Annotated in this window: 28 protein-coding genes; 10 read left to right on the forward strand and 18 right to left on the reverse strand. The window is 41.6% G+C overall.

The genetic code is table 11. The features are described 5' to 3' along the window. The first annotated feature begins 89 nt into the window (after nt 1-89). Together FXV77_RS08995 and FXV77_RS09000 are read left to right on the forward strand one after the other, a co-directional pair. Entirely contained in the window at nt 90-1,727 is a 1,638-nt protein-coding gene (locus tag FXV77_RS08995; RefSeq protein WP_148918882.1) for an ABC-F family ATP-binding cassette domain-containing protein, read from the forward strand. A gap of 108 nt (nt 1,728-1,835) precedes the next feature. Beyond that, nucleotides 1,836-2,732, forward strand: a complete 897-nt coding sequence (locus FXV77_RS09000; protein WP_148918883.1) for a sugar phosphate isomerase/epimerase family protein — start codon at nt 1,836-1,838, stop codon at nt 2,730-2,732. Here the strand turns inward: FXV77_RS09000 and FXV77_RS09005 are convergent. The 5 genes from FXV77_RS09005 to pdxH are packed head-to-tail and all read right to left on the reverse strand — an operon-like array spanning nt 2,725 to nt 8,000. Then, a complete protein-coding gene (locus FXV77_RS09005) occupies nt 2,725-4,227 on the reverse strand; it encodes a M14 family zinc carboxypeptidase (RefSeq protein ID WP_246162374.1) in 1,503 nt (500 codons plus the stop codon). The genes FXV77_RS09000 and FXV77_RS09005 overlap by 8 nt on opposite strands. Nucleotides 4,228-4,278: 51 nt before the next feature. After that, nucleotides 4,279-5,616 (reverse strand): dihydroorotase, encoded by a 1,338-nt coding sequence (locus FXV77_RS09010; protein WP_148918884.1) that lies wholly within the window; start codon nt 5,614-5,616, stop codon nt 4,279-4,281. Between the two features lie 38 nt (nt 5,617-5,654). Further along, nucleotides 5,655-6,845: an NADH-quinone oxidoreductase subunit D gene (locus FXV77_RS09015; RefSeq protein WP_148918885.1), complete on the reverse strand. Its 1,191-nt coding sequence runs from the start codon at nt 6,843-6,845 to the stop codon at nt 5,655-5,657. Between the two features lie 6 nt (nt 6,846-6,851). Next, entirely contained in the window at nt 6,852-7,343 is a 492-nt protein-coding gene (locus FXV77_RS09020) for an NADH-quinone oxidoreductase subunit C (RefSeq protein WP_148918886.1), read from the reverse strand. 3 nt (nt 7,344-7,346) lie between these two features. Then, nucleotides 7,347-8,000 carry a pyridoxamine 5'-phosphate oxidase gene (gene pdxH, locus FXV77_RS09025; protein WP_148918887.1) on the reverse strand — a complete coding sequence of 218 codons (654 nt, stop codon included), beginning with the start codon at nt 7,998-8,000 and terminating at the stop codon, nt 7,347-7,349. Nucleotides 8,001-8,088: 88 nt separating this feature from the next. Between pdxH and FXV77_RS09030 the strand changes: the two genes are divergently transcribed. After that, nucleotides 8,089-8,691, forward strand: a complete 603-nt coding sequence (locus tag FXV77_RS09030) for a YqgE/AlgH family protein (RefSeq protein ID WP_246162375.1) — start codon at nt 8,089-8,091, stop codon at nt 8,689-8,691. Between the two features lie 167 nt (nt 8,692-8,858). On the opposite strand, the gene FXV77_RS09035 is transcribed toward FXV77_RS09030, so the two are convergent. From FXV77_RS09035 to FXV77_RS09075, 9 genes are all read right to left on the reverse strand, one after another. Continuing rightward, nucleotides 8,859-9,479, reverse strand: coding sequence for a class I SAM-dependent methyltransferase (locus tag FXV77_RS09035; protein ID WP_148918888.1), 621 nt, complete (start codon nt 9,477-9,479; stop codon nt 8,859-8,861). Between the two features lie 204 nt (nt 9,480-9,683). Then, on the reverse strand, nt 9,684-10,664 hold the full coding sequence (locus FXV77_RS09040; RefSeq protein WP_148918889.1) for a 2-hydroxyacid dehydrogenase: 981 nt from the start codon (nt 10,662-10,664) through the stop codon (nt 9,684-9,686). A gap of 32 nt (nt 10,665-10,696) precedes the next feature. After that, complete coding sequence (locus tag FXV77_RS09045; protein WP_148918890.1) at nt 10,697-11,038, reverse strand: hypothetical protein; 342 nt, start codon at nt 11,036-11,038, stop codon at nt 10,697-10,699. Nucleotides 11,039-11,098: 60 nt separating this feature from the next. After that, nucleotides 11,099-12,007: a hypothetical protein gene (locus tag FXV77_RS09050; RefSeq protein WP_148918891.1), complete on the reverse strand. Its 909-nt coding sequence runs from the start codon at nt 12,005-12,007 to the stop codon at nt 11,099-11,101. 5 nt (nt 12,008-12,012) lie between these two features. After that, the gene (locus tag FXV77_RS09055) at nt 12,013-12,648 is read right to left on the reverse strand and encodes a hypothetical protein (protein ID WP_148918892.1); all 636 of its coding nucleotides are present in this window, start codon (nt 12,646-12,648) and stop codon (nt 12,013-12,015) included. An 85-nt stretch (nt 12,649-12,733) separates the two neighbouring features. Continuing rightward, a complete protein-coding gene (locus FXV77_RS09060) occupies nt 12,734-13,792 on the reverse strand; it encodes an AraC family transcriptional regulator (protein ID WP_148918893.1) in 1,059 nt (352 codons plus the stop codon). A gap of 130 nt (nt 13,793-13,922) precedes the next feature. Next, nucleotides 13,923-15,137, reverse strand: coding sequence for a Gfo/Idh/MocA family protein (locus FXV77_RS09065; protein WP_148918894.1), 1,215 nt, complete (start codon nt 15,135-15,137; stop codon nt 13,923-13,925). Nucleotides 15,138-15,150: 13 nt separating this feature from the next. Continuing rightward, a complete protein-coding gene (locus FXV77_RS09070; protein ID WP_148918895.1) occupies nt 15,151-16,077 on the reverse strand; it encodes a DUF5017 domain-containing protein in 927 nt (308 codons plus the stop codon). A gap of 28 nt (nt 16,078-16,105) precedes the next feature. Next, entirely contained in the window at nt 16,106-17,698 is a 1,593-nt protein-coding gene (locus tag FXV77_RS09075; RefSeq protein WP_187444073.1) for a RagB/SusD family nutrient uptake outer membrane protein, read from the reverse strand. Here FXV77_RS09075 and FXV77_RS22075 point away from each other — a divergent pair. Then, a complete protein-coding gene (locus tag FXV77_RS22075; RefSeq protein ID WP_187444074.1) occupies nt 17,669-17,815 on the forward strand; it encodes a hypothetical protein in 147 nt (48 codons plus the stop codon). The two genes, FXV77_RS09075 and FXV77_RS22075, sit on opposite strands and share 30 nt — an antisense overlap. Nucleotides 17,816-17,911: 96 nt before the next feature. Here the strand turns inward: FXV77_RS22075 and pgl are convergent, their stop codons facing one another. From pgl to FXV77_RS09095, 4 genes are all read right to left on the reverse strand, one after another. Then, on the reverse strand, nt 17,912-18,631 hold the full coding sequence (gene pgl, locus FXV77_RS09080; RefSeq protein WP_148918897.1) for a 6-phosphogluconolactonase: 720 nt from the start codon (nt 18,629-18,631) through the stop codon (nt 17,912-17,914). Beyond that, nucleotides 18,615-20,147 (reverse strand): glucose-6-phosphate dehydrogenase, encoded by a 1,533-nt coding sequence (gene zwf, locus FXV77_RS09085; RefSeq protein WP_148918898.1) that lies wholly within the window; start codon nt 20,145-20,147, stop codon nt 18,615-18,617. Before zwf ends, pgl begins: the two co-directional genes overlap by 17 nt. 10 nt (nt 20,148-20,157) lie before the next feature. Further along, a complete protein-coding gene (locus FXV77_RS09090) occupies nt 20,158-20,475 on the reverse strand; it encodes an NAD(P)-binding domain-containing protein (protein ID WP_148918899.1) in 318 nt (105 codons plus the stop codon). Between the two features lie 165 nt (nt 20,476-20,640). Beyond that, nucleotides 20,641-21,039, reverse strand: coding sequence for a winged helix-turn-helix transcriptional regulator (locus FXV77_RS09095; RefSeq protein WP_148918900.1), 399 nt, complete (start codon nt 21,037-21,039; stop codon nt 20,641-20,643). Between the two features lie 107 nt (nt 21,040-21,146). On the opposite strand from FXV77_RS09095, the gene FXV77_RS09100 reads away from it, so the two are divergent. The 6 genes from FXV77_RS09100 to FXV77_RS09125 all read left to right on the forward strand — a co-directional run bounded on the left by FXV77_RS09100 (nt 21,147) and on the right by FXV77_RS09125 (nt 25,131). Then, nucleotides 21,147-21,776, forward strand: coding sequence for an NAD(P)H-dependent oxidoreductase (locus FXV77_RS09100; RefSeq protein WP_148918901.1), 630 nt, complete (start codon nt 21,147-21,149; stop codon nt 21,774-21,776). A gap of 152 nt (nt 21,777-21,928) precedes the next feature. Continuing rightward, complete coding sequence (locus FXV77_RS09105) at nt 21,929-22,153, forward strand: hypothetical protein (protein ID WP_148918902.1); 225 nt, start codon at nt 21,929-21,931, stop codon at nt 22,151-22,153. Nucleotides 22,154-22,195: 42 nt separating this feature from the next. Further along, on the forward strand, nt 22,196-22,426 hold the full coding sequence (locus FXV77_RS09110) for a DUF1456 family protein (protein ID WP_148918903.1): 231 nt from the start codon (nt 22,196-22,198) through the stop codon (nt 22,424-22,426). Nucleotides 22,427-22,544: 118 nt separating this feature from the next. Next, a complete protein-coding gene (locus FXV77_RS09115; protein ID WP_148918904.1) occupies nt 22,545-23,417 on the forward strand; it encodes an endonuclease/exonuclease/phosphatase family protein in 873 nt (290 codons plus the stop codon). A 17-nt stretch (nt 23,418-23,434) separates the two neighbouring features. Continuing rightward, nucleotides 23,435-24,295, forward strand: coding sequence for a helix-turn-helix domain-containing protein (locus tag FXV77_RS09120; protein ID WP_148918905.1), 861 nt, complete (start codon nt 23,435-23,437; stop codon nt 24,293-24,295). Nucleotides 24,296-24,411: 116 nt separating this feature from the next. Then, nucleotides 24,412-25,131 (forward strand): FAD-binding oxidoreductase, encoded by a 720-nt coding sequence (locus FXV77_RS09125; RefSeq protein WP_148918906.1) that lies wholly within the window; start codon nt 24,412-24,414, stop codon nt 25,129-25,131. Nucleotide 25,132 lies beyond the last annotated feature (1 nt).

Raw genomic sequence — 25,132 nt, forward strand, 5'->3', positions numbered from 1 at the left:
AATTAGTCGACATATAGCAACAAAGTTTCTCCCTTCTTAACTCATCATTCGCTACTTAAAATCCCATAAATAAAGCGTATATTTGCAACATGATTAATGTGTCTAATTTATCGCTTCGTTTTGGGAAGCGTGTACTGTTTGAAGATGTAAACTTGAAATTTACACCTGGAAACTGTTATGGAATCATAGGCGCCAACGGTGCAGGAAAATCAACATTCCTTAAAATTGTCTCGGGAGAAGTTGATCCTACGACGGGGTCTGTATCTTTTACTCCGGGCGAGCGTATGTCCGTCCTGAAGCAAAATCACTACGAATTTGATGAATTTACAGTTCTCGAGACGGTCATGATGGGCAACCAGGAGCTTTACAAGGTGATGAAAGAGAAAGATGCCATTTACATGAAAGAAGACTTTACAGATGCGGATGGCGAACGTGCCGGCGAACTAGAAAGTCTCTTTGCAGAAATGGATGGATGGAATGCGGAAAGCAATGCCGCAACCCTATTGAGTAACTTAGGGATCAAAGAAGGTCTTCATTATAAATTAGTCAAGGAACTAGACGGTAACGAAAAAGTACGCGTGCTTTTGGCACAGGCTTTATTCGGTAACCCGGACATCTTGATTCTCGATGAGCCTACAAACGATTTGGATATCAATACCATCGCTTGGTTAGAAGATTTTTTAGCGGGGTATGAGGCTATTGTTTTGGTTGTATCGCACGACCGTCACTTTTTAGACCATGTCTGTACGCATATTGTCGATATCGATTTTGGTAAAATGAACATTTACACCGGTAACTATAGTTTCTGGTATGAATCTTCACAGCTGGCATTGAAACAACGAGCAGACCAAAATAAGAAGATGGAAGATAAAGTTAAAGAGCTACAGGAGTTTATTCGTCGGTTCTCGGCAAATGCCTCTAAATCTAAACAGGCGACTTCCAGAAAAAAAGCGCTTGAGAAGCTCAATGTGGAAGATATCAAACCTTCTAACCGGAAATATCCAGCTATTATGTTCAATCAGATGGATCGTGAGCCGGGCGATCAAATATTGCACGTAGAGGGACTAAGTAAAACCGTCAACGGCGAAGTTTACTTTAAGGACGCCACTTTTATGATCAATAAAGGGGATAAAATTGCTTTATTATCGGATAATTCTTTGGTAACATCAGCTTTCTATGAAATATTAGCCGGTCGTGACAAAGATTTTGGAGGGGAGTTTAAATGGGGGATTACGATCACGCCCACCGATATGCCTATTGAGAACGCCGAGTATTTTGAGGGGCGCGATGAGAATCTTGTGGATTGGCTCCGTAATTACACATCAAAACCGGATGCTGACGAACAGTTTATTCGCGGATTCCTAGGAAAAATGTTGTTTTCCGGCGAAGAAGTTTTGAAAAAAGTATCGGTATTATCGGGTGGTGAAAAGATGCGCTGCATGTTCTCAAAAATGATGCTTCAAGGCGCTAATTTCCTTCTATTCGATGAACCTACAAATCACCTTGACTTGGAATCCATCACCGCATTAAACAACGGCTTGTTAGACTTCAAAGGTTCGATGTTGTTTACTTCGCGTGACCACGAGTTGACGCAAACCGTGGCAAACCGCATCATTGAGCTTACGCCTAATGGTGTAATAGACAAATTAATGTCATATGATGAATACATCAACTCAGATGTTGTAAAAGCACAACGCGAAGAGATGTACGGCAAAAGCATAGCATAAGCAAAGCAGGAGTTATAACAACGCTTCATCTAGCATAAAAAATAAGGGGAAATGTACATTTCCCCTTATTTTTTATTACTTTGGCTTTCTAAACTTATAAAACAGGCCATGAAAATAAACACATTGTCCTCGCTTGCATTAATAGCGGGAATTGCTTTTTCATCTTGTTCTTCTGGAACAACGTCTTCGAATGCACAAGTAGAAGACACCCTACAGGATACCATTGGTTATCCCGAAGAACATTTAAACTGGAAAATAGGCGCACAGGCGTATACCTTTAGGTTGTTTACGCTTGCCGAAGCATTAGATAAGATAGATAGCGCAGATTTAAGGTATGTAGAAGCTTTTCCAGGACAAATCGTCGGCGCTGGAAATGAGGAAAAGTTCACCTATACGCTCTCGGAAGAAGGGCGGGATCTCGTGCGAAAACTCTTGACCGACCGTAATATTACACTACATGCTTTTGGTGTAGTCAACGGTAACGATGCAGAAGAATGGGAACAGATTTTTGCTTTTGCCCAAGATATGGGTGTCAGGGTAATCAATTGTGAACCTAAAGAAGAACATTTAGATATCGTCTCCGCCTTGTGCGACAAATACGATATCCGTGCCGCCATTCACAATCATCCCGAGCCTACGACCTATTGGAAACCGGAAGCTGTATTAGCAGCATTGGACGGAAGGAGTACGAAAATGGGAGCAGCGGCCGATGTAGGCCATTGGATGCGTTCAGGATTAGACCCGGTAGAATGCCTAAAGAAATTAGAGGGTAAAATTATACACGCCCACTTTAAAGATTTGAATGCTTTTGGCGATAAAAAAGCCCACGATGTACATTGGGGAACAGGCAAGCTTCCTATTAACGAGGTTATCGAAGAGCTGAAAAGACAAAATTTTGATGGGATGCTTTCCGCAGAATATGAATACAATTGGGAGAACAACCAAAGTGATGTTGCCCAGAGCGTACGCAATTTCCGGGAGCTATTATCGGCATCCGCTAATTAATCCAGTTCTTATAAAAATTTTCTTGCGGTGGTCGACTTAAATCGATAAGGTAGCCGTTGACCACCGCATATTTCAATGCTGTATCATTTCCTAAAAAGAAATTACTGGTTCCTGTCAGTACTATTTTAGGTGTAGGCACAAAATCAGCGTGAGCGGAAACAACCAAGGGAAGATGGTGTAGACGACCCTGTCCTCTGGAGGCTACCCTAACTGCAATATATCCCTGCTTTAGCAACTCCCAAGCCCTGTTGTTATCGACATCATTAACGGTCTGAAAGATTTGCGGATATACTTTGCCTTGCACAAATTTCAACCCGTTGGCATCTAGCTCATCGTACCCGTACGTACCTTCCAAATCCCCTATGTCTTCTACCCAACCACGTACACAATAATCTCTTTCCACGGTTAATTCGGCTCTGCGGATAGCGATATCGGTCATTAGAGGTATACTATCCGTCCCCAAATCGATCTGACGAATAAGCACATCATGCAATTGAGAAGCATTAAAAGGAATCTTATCGTACGCCTTGTAGTCATATTTTTTATACGATTCTTGTGCAATTTCCAATAGAGCGTTAAGGATAATAGCAAAATTAAACCGTCTTATTTCCTGTTTTTCGGGATCGCCTTTTAACCCCCCAGACTCAATTAAAACCGTGCTCGCTCCCCATGCTTGAAAGTTGTCACCAAAGCCACGTGGCGAATACGTATCGTCATACTTCGCCACTGCATCAGGAACATATTGCTGCAGGAGATTGTTCATCCCCACAATCAGCTGCATCGCTCCTTTCCGCACATCGTTTATTTCTCTTTCCGTGTTATAAGCTGGTGCTAGCATCGCTATCGTCACCGGATTTTTTGTTTCCGGCACATTATAGTATATACTCTGGTCGTGTAGGTTAAAGCCGTAGTTTGGCTTAATCTCTTCCGCCATCCGTCGCAGAAGCTTTGCTTCCACAGTGTGATTGGCGCGAGCATCTCGGTTCAAATCAATATATTGTGCATTTCGTCGTATAAAACGTTCGGCACCATCGGGGTTAAGCATCGGAATAAAATGAATGACCAGGTTATCCTTTAGGCAAAAGCGAATGGAGTCAAAGCCATCATCCTCGCCTTCCAAGAAATTGAAAATATCAAACAACGCCATCGTTGCTGTAGGTTCATCGCCATGCATCTGCGACCACAACATGACTTTTTTTTCTCCATTACCATATTGTAGTTTATAGATCGCTCGACCTTCCACCGATTCCCCAATCTCCCGAACTTGCAAGACAGCTTTCTTTTCATGTGTTTGTATTAAGTCCACGACATCTTGATGCTTAAAACGCCTATTCGTTAAAGCAGCCTCCCTATACATCTGATGTAGGCTATTGTAAGCTGTTGTATCCAAGGTCATAGCATCCGCATATCTATTTGATTCGCTGCTCGTCATCGTCGTTTGATTACAAGACTGGAGACTTGTAACTATACATAAAAGAAATAAGGTCTGTTTCATAACATTTAAATAACGTTATATCTATTTGTGCATGGTACATCAGCCGTGTTTCTACCGATTAAATAACAACCGATGCCCTGTACCTGCTTCAATAATCTTGCCATCTGTATAAGCTACGTTTCCAGAGACGAACGTGTGGACTATAGTAGACGAAAACGTGTGTCCTTCAAATGGTGACCAGCCACACTTAGACAAAATGTTATCCTTAGAAACCGTATAGGATCGATCAAGATCTACTAACACTAAATCTGCCCAGTATCCCTCTCTGATAAAACCTCTGTTTTCGATCTGGAATAATTCAGCAGTATTATGTGCTGTTTTTTGCACCACTTGTTCCAATGTGATTTTACCTTGCTTGACGAAATCTAACAATGCTTGGAGTGCATGTTGTACCAACGGACCGCCAGATGGTGCCTGTGCATAAGGTTTCGATTTTTCTTCGAATGTATGGGGAGCATGATCTGTAGCTATAACATCAATATGTCCATCCAATACTGCCTGAAAAACCCCCTCCCTATCCACAGCCGTTTTCACCGCGGGATTCCATTTGATGAAGTTTCCTTTATCTGCATAATCCGCATCGGAAAACCAAAGATGATGTATGCATGCCTCCGCTGTAATTTTCTTCTCTTTTAAGGGGATAGCACTAACAAAAAGTGCTGTCTCTGCCGCGGTTGAAATATGCAGTATATGAAGACGGGTATTATGTTTTTTGGCAAGTTCCACCGCTTTGGAAGAAGAAAGATAACAAGCCTCTGCTGTCCGGATAAGTGGATGCATAAAAGGTTGCAGTCCTCCTTCACCGTATTTTTCCTTAAAAGCTTGAAGATTCCGCTGTACCGTCGCTTCGTCTTCACAGTGTACGGCAATCAATGTCGGTGCTTCTGCAAAAATCTTTTCCAACGTCGCCTCATTATCGACCAACATATTACCCGTAGACGAACCCATAAAAATCTTGATACCACATACATCACGTGGATTCGTTTTTAAAACCTCGTCTAAGTTATCATTCGCTGCACCCATGAAAAAAGAATAGTTTGCCAATGATTTTTCGGCAGCAATATCATATTTTTCCTGCAACAATTTTTGGGTTAACGTATTCGGAACGGTATTCGGCATTTCCATAAACGAGGTTGTTCCTCCCGCGACCGCGGCACGGCTTTCGTGCCAAATATCAGCTTTATAAGTCAGGCCCGGTTCACGAAAATGCACTTGATCATCGATGAGCCCCGGTAACAAATGTAAACCTCGTGCGTCTATTGTTTGATCAGCCGCGTGATTAATTTCCTCCGCAATCATTTCGATGCGCCCTTGATTGATATATACATCGCTCAAAAAAGTCTTTCCTTCGTTAACAATTTGTGCGGATTTTATAAGAATTGATGACATTTCTTTAATTATGAATTATGCGTTATAAAGTTTTAAATTTATCTATCCACTTCCCCCAATACAATATCGATGGAACCTAATATAGCGATTAGATCCGCTATAAGCTGCCCTTTACCTAATTCGGGCAATACAGAAAGGTTATTGAAGCTAGGACCTCGAGCTTTCACCCTTCGCGGCACATCTGTTTTCTCTTGTGTTACGAAGTGAAAGCCTAATTCTCCTTTTGGATTTTCCGCACGAATGTAATATTCTTGTGCTTTCAGGTTCACCTTTTTCGGGACTAATCCTCGAGGATCGAAATCGGGCGTTCTTTTAAAATCTGCTTCAAGCCTCTGCAGACATTGTTCGATGATTTTTACAGACTCCTTCACCTCGTCTACCCGCACTTTATATCGATCCCAGCAATCTCCGAGTATTCCCATTTCTCCCTTTCCAATTGGGATTTCAAACTCGATTTCAGGATAGACGCTATAGCCATCAACCCGGCGCAAATCCCACCTGATGCCCGAAGCCCGCAACATCGGTCCACTACATCCATAATTGATAGCTACATCAGCAGGCAAAACCCCAATATTCGCTGTACGTGAAATAAATATCTGATTATTGGAAAGCAAATCATCCAGCTCTACCAACTTGGGTTTAAAATAATCTATAAATTCTTGGCAACGAGCTTCAAATCCAACGGGTAAATCATAAAACAGACCACCTACCCAAATATAATTGTAGAGCATACGTGATCCAGAAGCCCATTCCAACATATTCATAATGTGTTCTCTATCCCGAAAGCACCACATAAAAGGCGTAAAAGCCCCGATATCGATCCCATACGTGCCGATAGCGATCAAGTGGGAAGCGATACGATTAAGCTCACACACTAACACCCGTATATATTCCACACGTTTTGGTAACTTGTCCTCTATCTTGAGCATGCGCTCCACTCCCATCACAAAAGCGTGGCTGTTGTTCATGGACGACAAATAGTCTAACCTATCCGTAAATGGTATCGTCTTCCCATAATTCATTGATTCAGCATGCTTATCAAAACAGCGGTGAAGATAGCCCAAGTGCGGAATGATATCTTTAACAACTTCTCCATCAGTAATGAGTTCTAAACGGAGCACACCATGTGTAGAAGGGTGTTGGGGGCCCATATTGATGACCATCTCCTGCGACGTTATTGCTGCAATCTTCTTCTTATAATTTTCCAGTCCTTTGGTATAATGCGTCATCTTCGTCTATTTAATGGCTATTCCGTGATATGTTTCCGCATCTTCATAATCCTTCCGCAAGGGGTAGCCTTGCCAATCGTCGGGAAGGAGGATACGTCTTAAATCGGGATGCCCCGTAAAAAATATTCCCATCAAATCGAATGCCTCTCGCTCATGCCAATCGGCGGTACGCCAAACGGTGGAAACAGAAGGGATCTCGGGCAAATTATCAAACCGGCGATCATTCTCGATTTCTACTTTCAGCACAAGTTGCGTTTGATAAGGAATAGAAGCCAAGTGGTAAACGATGGCAAACCGGTTATCGGGATGAAAATCTACCGCGGATATATTCGAAAGAAAGTCAAAATAACATTCTTCAGTATCTCGCAAAAAAAGGGCGATTTCCAGTAGACTGTCAGCATTTACGATCAATATAGGCTGCAAATGATCCTCTTCTATACGGACGACAGCCTGTTCGCCAATACCTGCAATTATTAAATCTTTTATTTTTGTTATCATGTACTAGGGTGCTAATCGTTGTATAATCCAGTCCCCTTGTTGAAAGACATATTCTATACGGTCGTGCAAACGGCTACTTCTGCCCTGCCAAAATTCCATTCGTAATGGACTGACCAAATACCCTCCCCAAAAAGCGGGGCGCTCTATATTTGTTTTTTCAGCATATTCTGCCGTCAACTCTTCTACACGTGTTTCTAACACTTCTCTATCGGCAATAACTTGGCTTTGCGGCGAGGCGATTGCCCCTATACGGCTTCCTCTCGGTCGGGATGCAAAATATTCATCCGAATCTCCTGATGATAATTTCTCTACCCATCCCTCAATGCGTACTTGTCTTTGCAGTTCGGGCCAAAAAAATAAAATGCTTACTTTCTTTTGTTTCGCCATAGCTTGCCCCTTCTTACTATGGTAATTCGTAAAAAAGCTAAATCCAGAAGGTTTTATATCTTTTAAAAGAACGACCCTCGAAGAGGGAAAACCGTCTTCTCCAACCGTCGCCAAAACCATCGCATTCGGTTCGACTACTTCCGCATGACGGGCTTCGTCAAACCAACGTTGAAACTGTTTGATCGGATTAGATAGAACATCCTTTTCGTCCAATTTATATTTACAATAATCTTCCCGTATAGCTGCAATATCTTTATGGATAATGGACATGGGTTAAGTCTGTTGATGCAAACACAAACTTAATCAAAACTGATGGGATTCGTAAAGTCTATTTTATTTTCCCATAAAATACCGTATATTGAAGCAGGTTTTAGAGGAACTAAAGATTCTTATTATGTTCAACACGCACACACCTCAAAAAGGAAGTTTATTGCTCTCCGAACCATTTATGCTCGACAATAACTTCGAAAGGTCTGTTATTTTACTATGCGAACACGATGCTGTTGAAGGAACAATGGGTATCATTATCAATAATCGCTCTTCTCTGCTATTATCAGATATAATACCTGATGTAGAAAATCCGCGGTTTCCCTTGTATATCGGGGGCCCAGTAAGCGTCGAAGCATTGTTTTTTCTTCATAAGGTTCCTGAAAAGATTGAGGGAGGTGTTGAACTTGTCGACGGCATTTATTTTGGTGGAAATTTTGAACAGATACGGTTTCTAGTAAATGACGATCTCCTTCAGCCGGATGAAATTAAATTTATTCTTGGCTACGCTGGATGGACACCCGGACAATTGGACGATGAAATCGAACAAAACAGCTGGGCGGTACACAATAAGTTCCCAACTGATCTACTTCTTCTGCAAGACGGCGAAGACCTATGGAAGCAGGCGCTTATCAGCCTAGGTCCAAAATATGCGCATGTCGCCAATTTTCCTAAAAGCCCCGATTTGAATTGAGATATAGGCTTTTACCCCGACCTGTCATGTTTTTCGACTTTTAGTAAACGTTGTTATGACAGCATCCATAATTTCCCCGAAAGTCTTTCAAAAACCCGCATAGCCTATAAGGAAGATACATCGGAGGCTATATCGAAACGTTAGATCCCTCTATTTCGCAAAATTCACTAGATTTGAGATATCTTGTCCGCTTTTTTGCATATTATAAAATAAAATGGATAATTTTCTACAACTTCCGTAACGTCGAGTAAACCAGCTCCTCCAAACTCTTCCTGTATTGTTTCCAAATCATAAAAGAACATCTTTACGCCACCGAACATTTCAAAGCGGTCTTTACCAATCTCCATACCCTGTCCGTATGTTTGTGCTTCTTTTGTAATGGTCGTGAAAATCATATAACCTCCATCCGTTAGTTGGTTATAACAATCCAGAATAAGCTTTTTCCTTTCCTCTTTATCCAATAAATGGATGAGTGCATAACAAAATATACCATCGTATTTTTTGTCATCGAAAGGCATGTCTGCCACGGAGCCGTAGAAAATAGGTATTATATCTCCGTAGTGTTTTCTTGCCAGTTCTATGGCCGTTTTGGATATCTCAATGCCCACGACGTCCATTCCGTTATCCTTAAAAACCTGCGCATTTCGTCCATATCCAACACCAGGAACTAATATGTTTTTTAGGAATTTTTCTTTAAAAAAATCTTTCGCCAGCACAGCTGATGTCGCTGGTTCTAGTCCCCACATCTCTCGTTTACTCACAAAACTCTCTTCCCAAAATTCTGCCATTTTATATTATTGTTTACTGGGGCTTTCGATACCACCTTGTTGTAATACAACGAACTGTGGAAAACCTAATTCCCGTATATTGTTTTCCAATGTTCCTTTCATTTTATCGTAGAAAAAAGAAGAACCTTCATTTACACCAAAAGTTGTTTGGTCAATTCACTTCCTGTCGCTCCATATCCTCCAATAATAACTGCTTTCATGTGTTTATTTCATCTTATAGACGTCTATATTGACGATCTGAGGCATTTTCTTTCCATTTTTTGCTGCAACCAAATTATTGGCTGCCATTAACGCCATTTTTGCCCGTGTCTCTACTGTTGCGGAACCGATATGCGGCAGTACACATACATTCGACATATTTAAAAGCGGGTTGCTAGGTAACATCGGTTCTGGATTCGTAACATCAAGTCCAGCACCCCAGATATCGCCATTCATCAACGCGTTAGTTAAATCAAATTCATTATGGATCCCCCCTCTCGCCGTATTGATAAAAATAGCTGACTTTTTCATTTTTTTAAATGTTTCAGCATTAAATCGTTCCGCGGTCTCCGGACTTAAGTCGGTATGCACAGATATAACATCACTTTTTTCCGACAATTCATCAAAAGATACATACACCGCATCCAGTTCCTGTTCTGCTTTGTTATTTCGATTTCGATTATGGTAAATAACTTCCATCTTATATACTGCTTTCGCTTTACGAGCTAGTGCCAGTCCGATTCTTCCCAATCCAAATATGCCCAATGTTTTTCCATAAAGTTCAACACCAAGATCTTGCGTGAAACTCATACCTTTCCATTCACCACGAGCTATTTGATTTGCCCGAAAGAACGCTTTTCGGGATACCGCTAGCATCAGTAGAAAGGCAATATCAGCTGTTGCTTCACTCAATACATCCGGTGTATTACTAACCGGTATACCCGCTTTTGTAGCGGCACGGATATCAACATGATTATATCCGACACTTGTCAACGCAATACCTTTCAGATGGCCACAATGCTGAAAAAAATTCGCATCCAACACAGCGCTTCCGCGATGTAATAGAAAGTCGACTTGTTGGCAAGCTCTGATAAGCTCTTTGGACGTCCAGCTCTTTCCCCTTTCAGCAGTTATAACTTCGAGTCCTTCCTCCATTAACTTTGCCGCTGTCGTATCTGGAATGTTTCTCGAGATGAATACCTTCATGTTACCAATATACAGTTTTAAATAACATTAAACTACTCATCAAGCATTTCATCAATAGGCGGATCTCCCAGCACCGTATCTCCTCTAACAGACCTCAAATACCCCTGAAAAGAAATCTCCAACGCATGCGAAATAAGTTTAGCGTGGTCGTCACTTGTCCCATACGACCCCAACACCACTTTGTCGTCATCGCTGTTTCCGATGATAGCCATTACACATTTATCACTGTCAGGAAGAAAAAGACCAACGCCGATCGTTTCATCATTATAATTAACCAACCACGTCTCTTCGACTTGGCCTTCAACTGCCTTAGGAAGGTCGGACTCTTTTTTCAGCTGCTCCAACTTTACATTATCAAAATCAAGATTGTTCATAACGACTATGTATATATCTCCATAAACATCTGCGGTAAGTTTTTTGTTTTAAGTAAGATTTTATAGCTGACTTAACCATTCCAATATATTCCGCAACAAGTGTATATGGTCTTGTCCGTCCACATGGTTCATTCCTCGCTTTTCACTATTTATACCTTTTAACAGCGCTGTAAAGGGGGAAGCATCAGCAAAGATACAAACTCGACCATTGCCACATTTTAATAAGGCTCCATTCGCAAGATTGCTCCCCGATATATAAGGGATGTCAGGTTGGATAGCGTGCTCCATATCTTTCGTTTTTGAAGGTAGGTATAGGCGGTACGCATCACCCAATACGGAAAAAACTTCCGCTTCTTCCGGAGCAATAAAACCGCTTCCAACCCAACACCGCAATTGGTTAACCCGGCGCCCCTCTCTATTGGTAACGGCCGACGGAAGTAAGTTTCCTATCGTCCTATTGAACAGCTCCGCTTGTCCATCCATACGATGAGTGACACCATTAATAACATTAAAACCAAACCGTTCCGCCAAAAGTCCCACCGCACCAGCACTTGGCATCTGATCTGTAATGATGAGCAACCCTCCACCATCGTCGTGTACCCAGCGATAAAGGGCTTCAATTTCCTCTTCACTATAAATAGTTGGATTTGGAAGATCCCAGTCGGAAGGATGGCTTAATGCATTCACCGTTACGAATATCTTTGCCTTAGCTAAATTTTCCGCGCTAATCAACCTTTTATAATCTTCAAGCAGATACCCTTCTGCCTTCGCGACGTCGGCAAAGCCTTTATATTGACCGGAAAGCGAAAAAGCATTATAATGGTGCTGATCGAATAAAATCAGCGGACCATCCTTTCCGGGAAATAGCGGTTGCTCCAGCCGGACCTCAAAGTGCGGATCAGAAACAGATTGTGCCATCAAGAGCACGGGCAGAAAAAACGACATTATTAAAAATTGCACAGCTTTCATCGCCTTTACTTTTCTTTAACCCAACGGTCATCTTCAAAACACTGCATCATGACTCCTTTCCCTTTTTCTTCATAGAAGGTTACCGGCATGGCAGATTCTTGATTTACAAACTCTTGGTCTGTAATACACTCCAATGGTATACGCTTGTCATCCCATCCCTGAACGAGTACAAGTTGTTTACCATCAAAACCGACTTCAATCATATACGTTTGTTCCCGTTCGATGTAATACTTCCCTATATATTGATTTGCCAATGACGATTTCAACGATTTTCGCTGTGTAGGATTGAAATTCACCCTAACCAAATCTACGCGATCCAGAATTTTCACAACAGTAGGCTTTATAGCATTAAATGCTAATTTGTACTGCTCTTCACGAGATTCGAAAGTCAACTCTCCTGTTCTTTTCAATTGGTAGCGTCGGTCATCCCATACCTGCCTAGCCTGTAATTCACTACCTATCACTTCAAATTGGATATAGGCTACCCGATTCGGGAAGCGGTAAAAACCTTCAAATTGTTGTAACGAAGTTTGCTTTGCAGGAGAATCAACCGACGAATTTCGATTACCCATTGCGACGTGTAATCCACATAGCCCAATAAGAGCGATGACTACCCAAAGTTGTTTTTTGTTTGTTTTCATATTTATCCTTGTTTTAGTGAATGAGGCAAGTATAAGCAACCTACTATTTATAAGCCTCCGTCTGGATAAATCTGTACCATAATGGCTATTGCTGTTGCAGATATTGCTTCGGCGTCATGCCGACTTCCTGTTTAAAAGCGGTATAAAATGTTGTTTTAGAATTAAATCCCGACCGGATGAAGATTTCCTGAATACGATAATCGTTTCGTGTATTTTCTCTTAACAATTGTTTTGCATAACAAATACGGTAGCCATTTATAAATTGGTAAAAATTTAGGTCCATACCTGTGTTCAACACATAAGAAAGCTCATGAACAGACAGTCCAATTTTATCGGCCAATAGCGGCAAAGTTAATGTGGGATCCAAATAGAGCTTATCCCTGTCCATCAAGTTAAGCAGTCTTTCCTTGAAAAAACTCACTTGTTCTACTGTCAATCGCTCTTTGTCCTTACATAATACCGCCTCCTTTATAATGGCCACCTCTTTATCTACGAGTTGATAAATTGCCGTCTGTGATAGCGCATAATAGCAAAAAAACAACACACCTACCAGATAAAAACTGTCCATTAGAGGCGATAGCGAAGGAGTAAAACGGACAATCAGAGACAAAACACCCAACAGCAAGATTCCCCACCAGATATTAAGTACCCACTGGAGATCCACCTCATGAAAGTCAGCTGAGATATTCTTCAATAATGCGCGATGTTTGCGTAATAACACATACGTCCAAATACCATAGAGAAGAAACTGAATATATAAAAAATAGCGTATTGTATAGATTACAAAATTAGGTAAAACGTATCCCCCCGGAAGCAGCGCGATAAGTATTAAAGTCGGTATAAAATGCCAAAAATATTTAAACGGTGACTGATCGGGAGAAATATATAAATTTATAGCAACGAAAAAACAAGGTAATATTGCCCACCTCCCAAATTCTAAAAAGTACAACAGTGGCACCACTGGCTCTAGTAGGGTTACACTTTCCAATAGGAGTTGGATAAATACACTCGATAGAAAAAAACTACAGATCCCAAGAAATAGATTGGCTCCTTTATTGGCTTTGGGTTGATTAAACAAAAGTAGCAACGTGAGCAGAAACAAACTTCCACCGCATAGTCCATAAACTAATATTTTGTATATCATACGTCTCTGTATAGCCAGTTAAAGATAGCCAGTTTGGATCAGATATTTAGCCATCTGTATCCATACGGACTAAAGAATTATTTATCTAGCGCATAAGAAGGTTTATTCTACGCTCTACATAACAATTATATCAAACAACATATTCCGGCTTCCAATATTGTGTTTTTTCTGTCTCTATGGCATCCAAACCCATGCAAATAGCGATTGCAGAAACGCGACCTGTCTCAACATTGGATGCCGGCATGTTACCACTTATTATACAATCTCGAAAATCAATAAAAGCACTTATCGTAGGTTCAACCATCTTTCCACCAGATGCTAGATATGGAATTTCTGTTTTTTCGCCTTGCGTCGCGTTTAAAATAGTGGCTCCTGTCACGCCGTCGACCGTACCCAACGTCCGTTTTGTTCCTTCGGGGTAGATATATGCTTTATCGCGTTCTATTTCAATTGTCGCTTTGTTGCCTAATATTCTGATCTGATAACCATTAAACGCGTTAGACAATACCGAGGTATATGTTGCCTTTATACCTTTCTCATATTCATAGACAGTCCTTATATTATCATGCGTCTCTCTCCCGTCTTTCCAATAGTCGATGCCTCCCAAACCGATCACTTTTATAGGGTGACAATCTGTCATAAAATTCACCGCATCTATCTGGTGAGCACATAACTCAGATAAAGGTCCCCCACACATGTCTTTATACATCCGCCAATTGATAACCTTCTCTAACTTTGGATCTTTAACAGGGTATCGCCAGTCCGAGTTTCGATTATATTGGCATTCAAAACTATATGTATCCCCTATCCATCCCTCGTTGATGACTTTCTTTACTTTGTGATACAGCTCGAAATTTCTGTATTGAAAGCCTACTTGAAAAACTAATTTCGAATCTCTTACCCTTTTTACTAGATCTAGGGACTGCGTTATGGAAAAGGCCATAGATTTCTCGACATATACATGTTTATTTACCGAAAGTGCCGCTACCGCCATAGCGTAATGCAAATACAAGGGCGTCGCAATGACAACTGCATCCACATTTTTGTCTGCCAATAACTGCTCATAATCAATATATGCTTTCGCTTTCGGGTCGGCTTTTGCCATGGCTGCATTTAGATTATCGGGAATGATGTCGCAGCACGCTACGACTTTCAAACCTGAAACTTTGTTTATTGTATTTATTAACCCCAGCCCACGTTTTCCCGTACCGATAACACCCACTTGAACTATATTTTCAGTGGAGATAGTCTTTCCTAACAGCGGTGCTTTAGCGACCATCAAACCACCTAGTGTCAAAACCGAATTGCTCACAAATTTTCTTCTACTTATTAATTTATCTGACATTATTCAATTATTTCTACGGCTCCATTACCGTAATATCCACTTGCTTTACAATCTGCTTATCATTATACGCTGTTTTAGCCGAAGCAACAAAGGTGGCGGTATATGTGCCAGCCTCAGTATATACATGCTTAAATTCCTGTAACGGCATATCTGCATATCCCTTTATCGGTATACTTCTGTCTACTCCCATATCGATTTCATCCACTTGAAACGATTTTGAGATTCCCCATTCTTCATACTCCAGCCGATGCCCCGAAGTAGCCGCCAACAACAAGATTGTCGATGCGACTGTACTAGAAGACGTCAGCAAGGTATCCTTTTTTACAAGCTTCCATCCCATTGATGCGTAAGAAGCTAAATCAACAGTATGCCCATATTCGGTATTTACCCGAAGAGCATGCGAACGGGTTCTCCAATTTCTACTCGGAATAGAGCCCTCAGGCACTGGTGGCGCTACATATCGGTATGCAATATAGAACGGTCGTCCATCCTCCAGCATATCAGCTAAATTCACCGTTCCCGATGATTCCCAGCTGGTTTGCCATGGAGCAGGGGCTGCCCAGCGAAATCGATCGCTTAGATCATACCATGTGCTGGCGTTTACATCTTCGTACTTATAAATACCATTAAAGTCCGTCGAGAACATCAGTTTCAATTGCGCGGCCTCCGTGGGCGAATTATGCGTATCAAAAGCAAAAAAGAGATCCTTCACTTTATCAATTCGGGGCACATCCCTAAAATTGTATGCGTTGCCCACTTCACCAGAATAAAAAGAGAGTTGCGCGGGATCTCCCGTCAGGAAAAAAGAGGCCTCTTCACCCGCTGTTACCGTTAAGCTTGCAGGCTGTACAGAAAAAGTAGATACATCTTCCGCCTCTTCCTTTTCGCAGGAATTCAATATTGCTAGGCACAATAAGATGCCGATTAAATGAATTTTCATATTTCTAATTTATATTTCATCATATTTATTACCAACCCGGATTCTGGGGGGTTAATCCTCTATTCAATGCCATCTCACGTGGCGAAAAAGGCCACAACATATCACGCGGAGAAGCATTTTGAAAACCGAGCACACCATAAGCGGTTGACGAAGAAGCACGTGGTACCGGAAAATCGCCATTGATAAAATCGTTCTCTATACGTTTCATATTGATCATAAACTTTCCCCAACGAATTAGATCATGCTTCCTTAATGTTTCAAAACACAGTTCTCGGGCCCTTTCGTCTTCAATGAGCTCTTGAAAGCTCTCTTGGGTGGCTGTTTGGTCGTTTGTTAGATCGGCATTACTCGTTTGCCTGGTGCTGAGCAATGCAATAGCCTCAGCGCCAGAACCACCGCCGCCAGTCAACGCGATAATCGGGGTAGATGTGTAGTTACTCCCCTCCTCTATTATTTTAACTCTTGTTACTGTTCCATTCGCGTTCACAAAAGCCTTACCCGCGGCTCCCGTGCCACCCCCTCCCGTGATTGTTACCGTTGGTGCCGATGTATAACCTGTTCCACCATTCAATACTTGGACCATGCGTACGGATTCATGGGGGAGATATTTTCCATAAGCCCTCCTACGAACCCTATTGACTGCCTCGACCGCTTCATCAGAAGGCTCCTGGTTCACCATATTGTCCGCCTCCGCAAACATCAATAGCACATCGGAAAACCGCAGCAGCGGAAAATTAATAGGTCCGGCATTCTTATTCTTGGGTGTAACCAGTTCCAATTCCCGACGCCATTTGCCACTTGTACGTTCATAAATCTGTGTCGTAGTAAACGGTATTTCTACAGCAGGTGTACCCGTTATCCGATACGGAGCGATAGCCCACTCACGTCTTTCATCAGACGACAATAAACTAGCTGCGTCATCGTAGAGATGCCATAATCGTCCCGTAACCTGAATAAATCCATAACTATAACCATACGTTTCATCTTCTCCAGAATAAGCAATGCCATTATTGCTCCCCACCCTTCCATTTTCCTGGAAAGCATCCGCCGAATTTCCATAAAACTCTACCTCCCATATGGACTCTTTGATATCATATCGATCCTGGCACATATTCATAAAAACCTGCTGATAAGAGGGGTTAAGATCGTGCTGGAATCCATCTTCTGGAGCAGGGTCGATTACCTTTTTGGCCCAATCCCGGGCTTCATTATATTTACTGCTATCGTTGATAGGTTCGCCGGCCATGTATAAACATACGCGCGCGAGCATACCCCTTACTGCAGACTTGCTAACCCGTCCGCCATGCCCTATTTCTGCAATCGTCTTCACCATCGCCTCTGCTTGTTTCATATCCGCGAGTATCTGTTCATATACTTCTCGAGCCGCGATGCGTGGCGCTACCGTTTGATCTGCCGAACTGATGGGTTCTAACATTAACGGCACGTCGCCCCAATTGCTCACCAATAACAGATGGAAGAATGCACGTAAAAACAAGGCCTCCCCCTTAATCGCTGCCAATTCCCCTTCGTCCATATCTACTTTATCCGCATTTGCCAATAAAAAATTAGCCCTATTAATACCATCATACCAATGAACACCGGCATTGGTTGTACCTTCCACATTAACGTTAATTCTTACGAGCAGGAAGAAGATGTTGAGCATCTGGAAGCAGGCGAAATGCAGGAAGTAAATGACCTGATTAAAGAAGGAAAAGCAGAAGAAAGCGATAACCGATAAATTATCAAAGCAAATTCTCAACAAAATAAGGATGCTCGGGAATATAAACCCGAGCATCCTTATAATTAAAAAAGTTAATCACTAAAATCCGTCAAACTACGTCAACATTGTTGCCGCTTCATCATCTACAAGAAACAGTAATTCTCCTGTGATTGGTTTCAGAAGTTGAGACGGATACAGTTCCGGATTTTTATCTCCTTGCAAAACCTCCCGCAGGGCTTTGGCTTTTTTCTCTCCAAAGGCAATCACCACTATCTTTTCTGCTCTATTAATAAAAGGAGCCGTCAGCGTAATCCGATACATATTTTGCGGTACCAGAAAATATGCATCTACCCATTTATCTCTCTCATGCAGCACTTTAGTGCCCGGAAACAACGATGCCGTATGTCCGTCGTCTCCCATTCCCAAAAAAATAAAATCGAGCCGTGCATTATCCCCTAATTTTTCCCTTAAAATTTGCTCATAGGTTTGCGCATAATCTTCCGCATCCACACCTTTTTTATACATCGGAAAAATGTTGGATTTCGGAATAGGAACGTGATTAAGTAGTGTTTCGTAGGACATCTTTGCATTACTCAAATTATCGTCAAGCGGCACCCATCTTTCGTCGCCCCAAAACACGAAAATCTTGCTCCAGTCCACCTGTGATTTATACGTATCTGTTGCTAATAATTTGTGTAAATCAATCGGAGAAGAACCTCCGGTTAATGCCACAGAAAAAAATCCCTTTTCATCTATATTCTTTTTCGCTTCGTCGACAAAAAGCTGTGCTGCTGTTGCAAAAATTTCTGCTTTATTTTTAAACTGTTTTATCATGTTTTTCTTGCTTTAAATCTTCCATTGTTGTCGATAACCATCGATGCCCCTGTCTGCTCAATAGATCATCAGCTGCTTGAGGTCCCCAACTACCCGCAGAGTAGGTGTAGATGGGAGAATATGTACCATTTTCCCACTCCTCCTGAATCGTAGCAATGATATCCCAAGCTTCCTCCACTTGATCTGAACGCATGAATAGCGTGGAATCGCCATCCAAGGCATCTATAAGCAAAGTTTCGTATGCTTCGGGGCTGTCCGGTGCACACTCGAAATAATCAAAAACCATTTCAGCCGGTTTAAGCGTCATATCCAACCCAGGCTTTTTCGCCATGAACGCCAAGCGAATGTCCATTTCCGGCTGAATATTAATCGTCAATTGATTAGGCTGTAACTTATCTTTACTATTAACAAAGGTTTTGTTCGGAACTTCTTTGAAGTTAACAATTACAGATGATTTCTTCTGTACCATACTTTTGCCGGTACGCATGTAGAAAGGTACCCCCTGCCATCTGGGGTTGTCGATATAAAACTTCATTGCGACAAACGTTTCCGTTTTCGAATCGGGATCTACTCCTGGCTCCTGTTTATACGCTTTCTTTGGCTTGCCGTTTATTACCCCTTCCGTATATTGTGCACGCACCGTATAATGATTGATATCTTCCGGTTTTATTCGTCGTACGGCTTTTAGTATTTCCGCTTTTTTGTCCCGGATTAAAGAAGATTCAAATTCAACGGGAGCATCCATAGCAACCATACAAAGAATCTGTAGGAGATGATTTTGAATCATATCCCGCAAAGCACCTGAATGGTCATAATATCCCCCCCTATCTTCAACACCAACTTGTTCGGCAACCGTTATCTGAACAGATTCAATATGTCTATTGCTCCATAAAGGTTCAAAAAAAGTATTCGCAAAGCGGAAGGCTAAAATATTCTGGACAGTCTCTTTTCCTAAATAATGATCGATCCGATAGATCTGTTCTTCTTTAAAGTTTTCATTTAATAACTTATTTAATGCTACCGCCGAAGCCTTATCATAGCCAAAAGGTTTCTCGATAATGATACGATCTTTCTCTATTTCGCTTGCCAACCCCATTTTCTTTAAGTTAGCAGAAACCTTGTCGATAAAACTCGGGGCTACTGATAAATAAAATAGGCGGTTTGCTCGGCGATTGCAAGTTACATCGAATGCCGTTAACTTATCATGGAGATTACGAAATGAATTTTCATCAGTAATATCAAAATTTACGAAAATAATTTTCTCACTAAAATTCAGCCACTGTTTCTCGGTGTAATTGTTATTGCGTGAAAATTCCCTCAAATTTTCCAAGACATACCTTCGAAATTTCTCCTGAGTATATGGCTTTCTTCCCAATGCAAGTATCTGAAAGTGCGCCGGCATCCATTCATCAATGAATAGATTAAAGAAAGCCGGAAACAATTTCCTTTTCGCTAGATCACCTGTTCCACCAAATACGACAATGGAGGTTGGTGCTGTTGTTCTGTCGTGCGTCATTTTACAGTTGTTAAATTAATCCCATTGTGTATGAAATAATATCGTCTTCATCGAAAAACGGTACCAAACTCGTTATGGTCGCGTCTACAGGTTTACCTGCTGGCACTAAAAGCATAATTGATCTAGGCTGTTGCAATAACTCCATAAATTCTTCCGCATGCGTCGTTGTTTTAATATCTTGTCCGTCTTGCGCTTCAGATTGTAATGATTCAGCTTTTTCCGGCTCTAAATCCAATCCGGTCACAGCGAAACCGTTGTCGGCCATGTTAAGGAGCAGATTGCGGTCCATAACCCCCAAACCAACGATTCCAAAGTTGTATTTATTCATTTTTTAAATTAGTTATGTATGGAAGGGTCAAATATATTGAAACTTGTAAGTTATCAAAGCGTCCGTTGCTTCTTTTCATGCATTTACTATAGTGTTAGACGCAAAAAATCGTTTTTTGACTCAAATGTGATTAACCGAGCAAGCGTAACAGTCCCAAGAAACACCCTATATCACCTCCACAGGTTCCTGCTTAAATTGCTCCACAATGCATTGTCGGTGTCTCTTTCCCCATTCTGCTAAACTGTCGATTACCGGCAGTAAATCCACGCAGTAATCAGTTAGCTCATACATGACCGATATCGGTTGTTCGGAGATTACCGTACGTTTTATTAGCAGGTTCATTTCCATATCTTTCAGTTCTCTGCTGAGCATCTTTCCAGAAATGCCTGTTACTTCTTTGAGTATCTCCGAATAGCGTCGTTTTCCAAAACCTAGTAAAGAGATGATAGTAATCTTCCACTTTCCGTTCAACACATCCATGGTGTCGTGTACAGCGGCGATGTGTTTGCCACAATTTGAATATTCCCGTCCCTCGCAAGGCACTTTTTCTGTTTCGTTTTCCATAAAATGTCACTTAGTTACCCGAATGTCACTATTACTTTTTGTCCCTTGGTTACAAATTTACACCAAATCATCGGATATTTGCCTAGGTTTTATAAAAAAGATTACAAATGGAATTACAAGACGCTTTATCATGGCGATACGCCGTAAAAAAATACAAAGAAGCAACAGTAGCTGACGACAAAATCCGTCGCATCCTCGAAGCAACCAATCTCAGCGCATCCTCGGTGGGTATACAGCCCTATCGGGTTATCGTAGTCAAAGACAAAGCCCTGCGCGCCGAACTCGGAGCAGGCTCTTTCAATACCCAGATTACGGATGCATCACATTTACTTGTGTTTGCCGCCTATACCCATATTGATCAAGGCATGATAGACGACTTTATGGCGCGTACGGCAGCTATACGATCGATGCCGGTGGAACAGCTCGCTGATTTCAAGAATAAACTGGAAAGCTTCCTGTTGGCCCGTACTGACAACGAAAATTTTACATGGACTTCCCGTCAAGCGTATATTGGCCTTGGCACCGCCTTAATTGCCGCAGCCGCAGAACAGGTAGACTCTACACCGATGGAAGGTTTTGACGCAGCACAAGTGGATCGCATACTTGGTTTAACCGAAAAAGGGTTACACAGTGTCGTGTTGTTAGCCCTCGGCTATCGCGACGAAGAGCAGGACTGGTTAGCGCCCCTTAAAAAGGTTCGACTACCGGTTGAAGAATTTGCCCTACAAGTTGGCTAAATATACCCTACTTACTAAAAAAATCCCCGATCACGATGCTTTTCGGGGATTTTTCATAAACCTATTGGTCACAGAAGTACCCTCTAAACCCCAAAAACCGAAACTATACCGCACACAAATTGTTCTATGAATATTACTTAAAGAAAAACGATATGAATACGAACAAGAACAAAGAAAAACCACAATCAGATCGCGAGCGTGGGGTTGCTGAAAATGAAAAAGCGAATTATAGCGGTTTCCCTCATGAAGAATCGAAGGACGGAGAGGATAAAGATAATATCAAAGAGACTGATCGATTGGAGAAACGCGACAAAGAAGGTGGTGATCTTGCTGGTAACGCTGCCGGAAATACGCCTCCTGACGAGAAAGAGGAATAACTTCGATATGAGTTTTAACGTAGTTTTCATTACTTTTACAACATGAGCAACAATGATATCATGAAAAAGCTCCGCGTGGCTTTAAAATTTACTGACGACGACATTATCGAAGTATTATCTCTCGTGGATTTCAAGGTAACCAAAACCGAGCTGAGTGCGATATTCCGCAAAGAAGACCATCCAAATTTTAAACCTTGCGGTGACCAGATACTCCGAAATTTCCTAAACGGACTGATTATATACAAGCGCGGCCCCAGATCTGCTGCTCGCTAGTTGTTCTTCATATAGATAGGGCTTACCTTATTCTATGCCTCAAGGATTCGTGTTAAAAATTAATCTATTCGCGATTACGCCCCACGATCCATTTTGAGAATATCCCAATCCCAAAACGATGATGAGATTATTATTTATTTTCACCATAATTCAGTACCTCATTGGGCTGAACATTATTAGAGGAACGGAAATTCCCCCCTCCTCTGCTATTACAATACGCGTCGCAAGCTACAATATCCGTTATGCCTCTGCCAATGACGAGAAAACGGGAAATGCCTGGGCTATCCGGAAAGAACATGTTGCAAACCTCATGCTGAACCATCACTTTGATATTGTTGGCACACAAGAGGGCGATAGCACGCAGATCGATGATCTCTGCCGTCTTATGCCAGCTTTTGGCGTCGTATCAGCGAACTACGGAGGAAAGAACAATAAGCTACATACCGCCACTATATTTTTTAAAAAAGACAAATTTGAAGCAATGGATTCCGGGGTTTTCTGGCTCAGCGAGACCCCTGATGTAGAAAGTATAGGTTGGGATGCTTCGGATACCCGTCTGTGTCAATGGGTTCGATTTAGAGAAATAGCAACCTCCCGAACCTTTTATTTTTTTAATACCCATTTTTATTGGCGCAAGCAGGTTGCCAAAGAAAACTCAGGCCCTCTTCTTGCTGAAAAACTATCAAGCATTGCCCATCATAGTCCTGCGATTGTCACCGGTGATTTTAATTCAACAGCAAACAGTTTCCAAATCAAGGCAATTCAAAAGATCGCTCATGACGCATTCTTGATCAGTAAAACTCCTCCAAAAGGACCTGAAGCAACCGGGTTCCCCGGCGGGATATTTAAAGGTTCACCGAAAAATCGTATAGATTATATTTTTGTAAGCAACACAATCGATATTCTTGATTACACCGTAATAGACAACACTTACGGAGATAATCGCTACCCATCGGATCACCTGCCGGTCACAAGCGAGATTAGATTTTGATAGATGAAGCCGATATAATGAAAATAAACAAAAAAAACATTCCCGTAAGAGCGCTGCCAAAGGAATATAGCAATGGCATTGCCGTGGCAAAAGTATCCGCGGAATCTTTTTTGGCCGACGATGAAACGATGCATGCACATCGACACGATTACCACTTTTTTGTGTTGCAGGAGAAGGGCATTACCCATACCGAAATTGATTTTGAGCAATATCTGATTACCACACCAACGATTCTTTATCAATCGCCCAACCAAGTACACCGTGCTTTGAAAGTAGAAAATATCGGCATGTATATGCTCATCATCAGCGACGAAAATATCCATTCAGATTACCTGGCACTTTTACAAAGTATTGCACCATTGAAACCATTGCCGATTCAACGCAACGAACTTACCATTGTTCGCCAGGCATTTGATCTGTGTACTGATTTGTACAAAAGGACAGCAGATAAACTATACTTTTCTTCACTGAAAGATAGCTGCAATGCCTTGGCCGGAGTTATCATTTCGCTGTACCTGAAGCAGGCAAAACCTCCCGAATCACTTTCTCGGTTTGAGCGGATTGCTCACGATTTTTTGCGGTTATTGGAACAATATTTCGTAAAGATGAAACGCCCGTCCGATTTTGCAGACGCATTACATATTTCTGTTTCCTATCTCAATGAATGTGTGAAAAATGTAACCGGGCAGTCGGTTTCGTACCACATTCAGCAACGGGTAATTTTGGAAGCGAAGCGCTTGCTTTATCATTCCGATAAATCGGTAAAGGAAATTGCTGCGGAATTAGGCTATGATGATTACCCCTACTTTTCCCGATTATTTATTAAAGTAGTCGGAATGACCGCTGTAACTTTCCGAAGCAAAACTTTGGCTCATTAATGGCATAAAAAAACCAATCGCCATTAATAACCGCGAATAGTCCAACAATTACACTTTTCCGTCCTTTTTCATTTTGCACAAACTCTCGTCCTTTGCTACCAACAAAATGAAAGATTATGCCAAGTGCTCCAAAATGGGTTTTCGACACCTTAGATTTATTTATATCCAAAATCCCTTGCGTAACTATAGATGATACAGCGTATCTATCGCCATCTATCAAGCAATTCCGGTTGAAAGGAGATTTTAAAAATCTGCAGTTTCCGGTTGGTGCTTTCTTTGATGTTCGGGTAAGCGATACCGACGCACGAAGATATACCGTTGCTCATATAAACGAGGAAAAAGACAAATTAGTGCTTATTATTCACCTGCATGGAAAAGGTTGCGGAAGCGATTACATGCATCAATTGAAAACAGGCGATACCATCCGTTTGAACAATCCCCGAACCGAACAAAAGTATTATGATGAGACGGCGAAAAAAATCGTATTTTTTGGTGATGAAACCTCCTTGGCATTGGCTTGTTCATTTCTTCCGATTGTCAAGAAAAACAAATTGCCTATCCGATTTATTTTTGAGCTGGACGAGGAAAATAAGCTTGTACCTGGATTATTAGGGTTAGAAAACAGCATCATCTATTCGAAAAATAATCTGTTTGAAGACGCAACATGGATACGGGAGCATTTAACCATTCTTAATAGCGAGAATTGGCAAAACGCATATTACGTTTTGACCGGTAACGTGAAGTCTGTACAGACATTTCGGAAAGTCATCAAAAGCAAAACCACCGCCAAAATAAAACACCATGGTTATTGGCTAGACGGGAAAAAGGGATTGTAAC

Source organism: Sphingobacterium phlebotomi, from assembly GCF_008180195.1.
GTDB lineage: Bacteria > Bacteroidota > Bacteroidia > Sphingobacteriales > Sphingobacteriaceae > Sphingobacterium > Sphingobacterium phlebotomi.

What these genes read in the sequence shown, in the direction of transcription:
- FXV77_RS08995 (WP_148918882.1), top strand. Translation starts at nt 90, where the DNA reads ATGATTAATGTGTCTAATTTATCGCTTCGTTTTGGGAAGCGTGTACTG.
- FXV77_RS09000 (WP_148918883.1), top strand. Translation starts at nt 1,836, where the DNA reads ATGAAAATAAACACATTGTCCTCGCTTGCATTAATAGCGGGAATTGCT.
- FXV77_RS09005 (WP_246162374.1), bottom strand. Translation starts at nt 4,227, where the DNA reads ATGAAACAGACCTTATTTCTTTTATGTATAGTTACAAGTCTCCAGTCT.
- FXV77_RS09010 (WP_148918884.1), bottom strand. Translation starts at nt 5,616, where the DNA reads ATGTCATCAATTCTTATAAAATCCGCACAAATTGTTAACGAAGGAAAG.
- FXV77_RS09015 (WP_148918885.1), bottom strand. Translation starts at nt 6,845, where the DNA reads ATGACGCATTATACCAAAGGACTGGAAAATTATAAGAAGAAGATTGCA.
- FXV77_RS09020 (WP_148918886.1), bottom strand. Translation starts at nt 7,343, where the DNA reads ATGATAACAAAAATAAAAGATTTAATAATTGCAGGTATTGGCGAACAG.
- pdxH (WP_148918887.1), bottom strand. Translation starts at nt 8,000, where the DNA reads ATGTCCATTATCCATAAAGATATTGCAGCTATACGGGAAGATTATTGT.
- FXV77_RS09035 (WP_148918888.1), bottom strand. Translation starts at nt 9,479, where the DNA reads ATGGCAGAATTTTGGGAAGAGAGTTTTGTGAGTAAACGAGAGATGTGG.
- FXV77_RS09040 (WP_148918889.1), bottom strand. Translation starts at nt 10,664, where the DNA reads ATGAAGGTATTCATCTCGAGAAACATTCCAGATACGACAGCGGCAAAG.
- FXV77_RS09045 (WP_148918890.1), bottom strand. Translation starts at nt 11,038, where the DNA reads ATGAACAATCTTGATTTTGATAATGTAAAGTTGGAGCAGCTGAAAAAA.
- FXV77_RS09050 (WP_148918891.1), bottom strand. Translation starts at nt 12,007, where the DNA reads ATGAAAGCTGTGCAATTTTTAATAATGTCGTTTTTTCTGCCCGTGCTC.
- FXV77_RS09055 (WP_148918892.1), bottom strand. Translation starts at nt 12,648, where the DNA reads ATGAAAACAAACAAAAAACAACTTTGGGTAGTCATCGCTCTTATTGGG.
- FXV77_RS09060 (WP_148918893.1), bottom strand. Translation starts at nt 13,792, where the DNA reads ATGATATACAAAATATTAGTTTATGGACTATGCGGTGGAAGTTTGTTT.
- FXV77_RS09065 (WP_148918894.1), bottom strand. Translation starts at nt 15,137, where the DNA reads ATGTCAGATAAATTAATAAGTAGAAGAAAATTTGTGAGCAATTCGGTT.
- FXV77_RS09070 (WP_148918895.1), bottom strand. Translation starts at nt 16,077, where the DNA reads ATGAAAATTCATTTAATCGGCATCTTATTGTGCCTAGCAATATTGAAT.
- FXV77_RS22075 (WP_187444074.1), top strand. Translation starts at nt 17,669, where the DNA reads ATGAACACCGGCATTGGTTGTACCTTCCACATTAACGTTAATTCTTAC.
- pgl (WP_148918897.1), bottom strand. Translation starts at nt 18,631, where the DNA reads ATGATAAAACAGTTTAAAAATAAAGCAGAAATTTTTGCAACAGCAGCA.
- zwf (WP_148918898.1), bottom strand. Translation starts at nt 20,147, where the DNA reads ATGACGCACGACAGAACAACAGCACCAACCTCCATTGTCGTATTTGGT.
- FXV77_RS09090 (WP_148918899.1), bottom strand. Translation starts at nt 20,475, where the DNA reads ATGAATAAATACAACTTTGGAATCGTTGGTTTGGGGGTTATGGACCGC.
- FXV77_RS09095 (WP_148918900.1), bottom strand. Translation starts at nt 21,039, where the DNA reads ATGGAAAACGAAACAGAAAAAGTGCCTTGCGAGGGACGGGAATATTCA.
- FXV77_RS09100 (WP_148918901.1), top strand. Translation starts at nt 21,147, where the DNA reads ATGGAATTACAAGACGCTTTATCATGGCGATACGCCGTAAAAAAATAC.
- FXV77_RS09105 (WP_148918902.1), top strand. Translation starts at nt 21,929, where the DNA reads ATGAATACGAACAAGAACAAAGAAAAACCACAATCAGATCGCGAGCGT.
- FXV77_RS09110 (WP_148918903.1), top strand. Translation starts at nt 22,196, where the DNA reads ATGAGCAACAATGATATCATGAAAAAGCTCCGCGTGGCTTTAAAATTT.
- FXV77_RS09115 (WP_148918904.1), top strand. Translation starts at nt 22,545, where the DNA reads ATGATGAGATTATTATTTATTTTCACCATAATTCAGTACCTCATTGGG.
- FXV77_RS09120 (WP_148918905.1), top strand. Translation starts at nt 23,435, where the DNA reads ATGAAAATAAACAAAAAAAACATTCCCGTAAGAGCGCTGCCAAAGGAA.
- FXV77_RS09125 (WP_148918906.1), top strand. Translation starts at nt 24,412, where the DNA reads ATGCCAAGTGCTCCAAAATGGGTTTTCGACACCTTAGATTTATTTATA.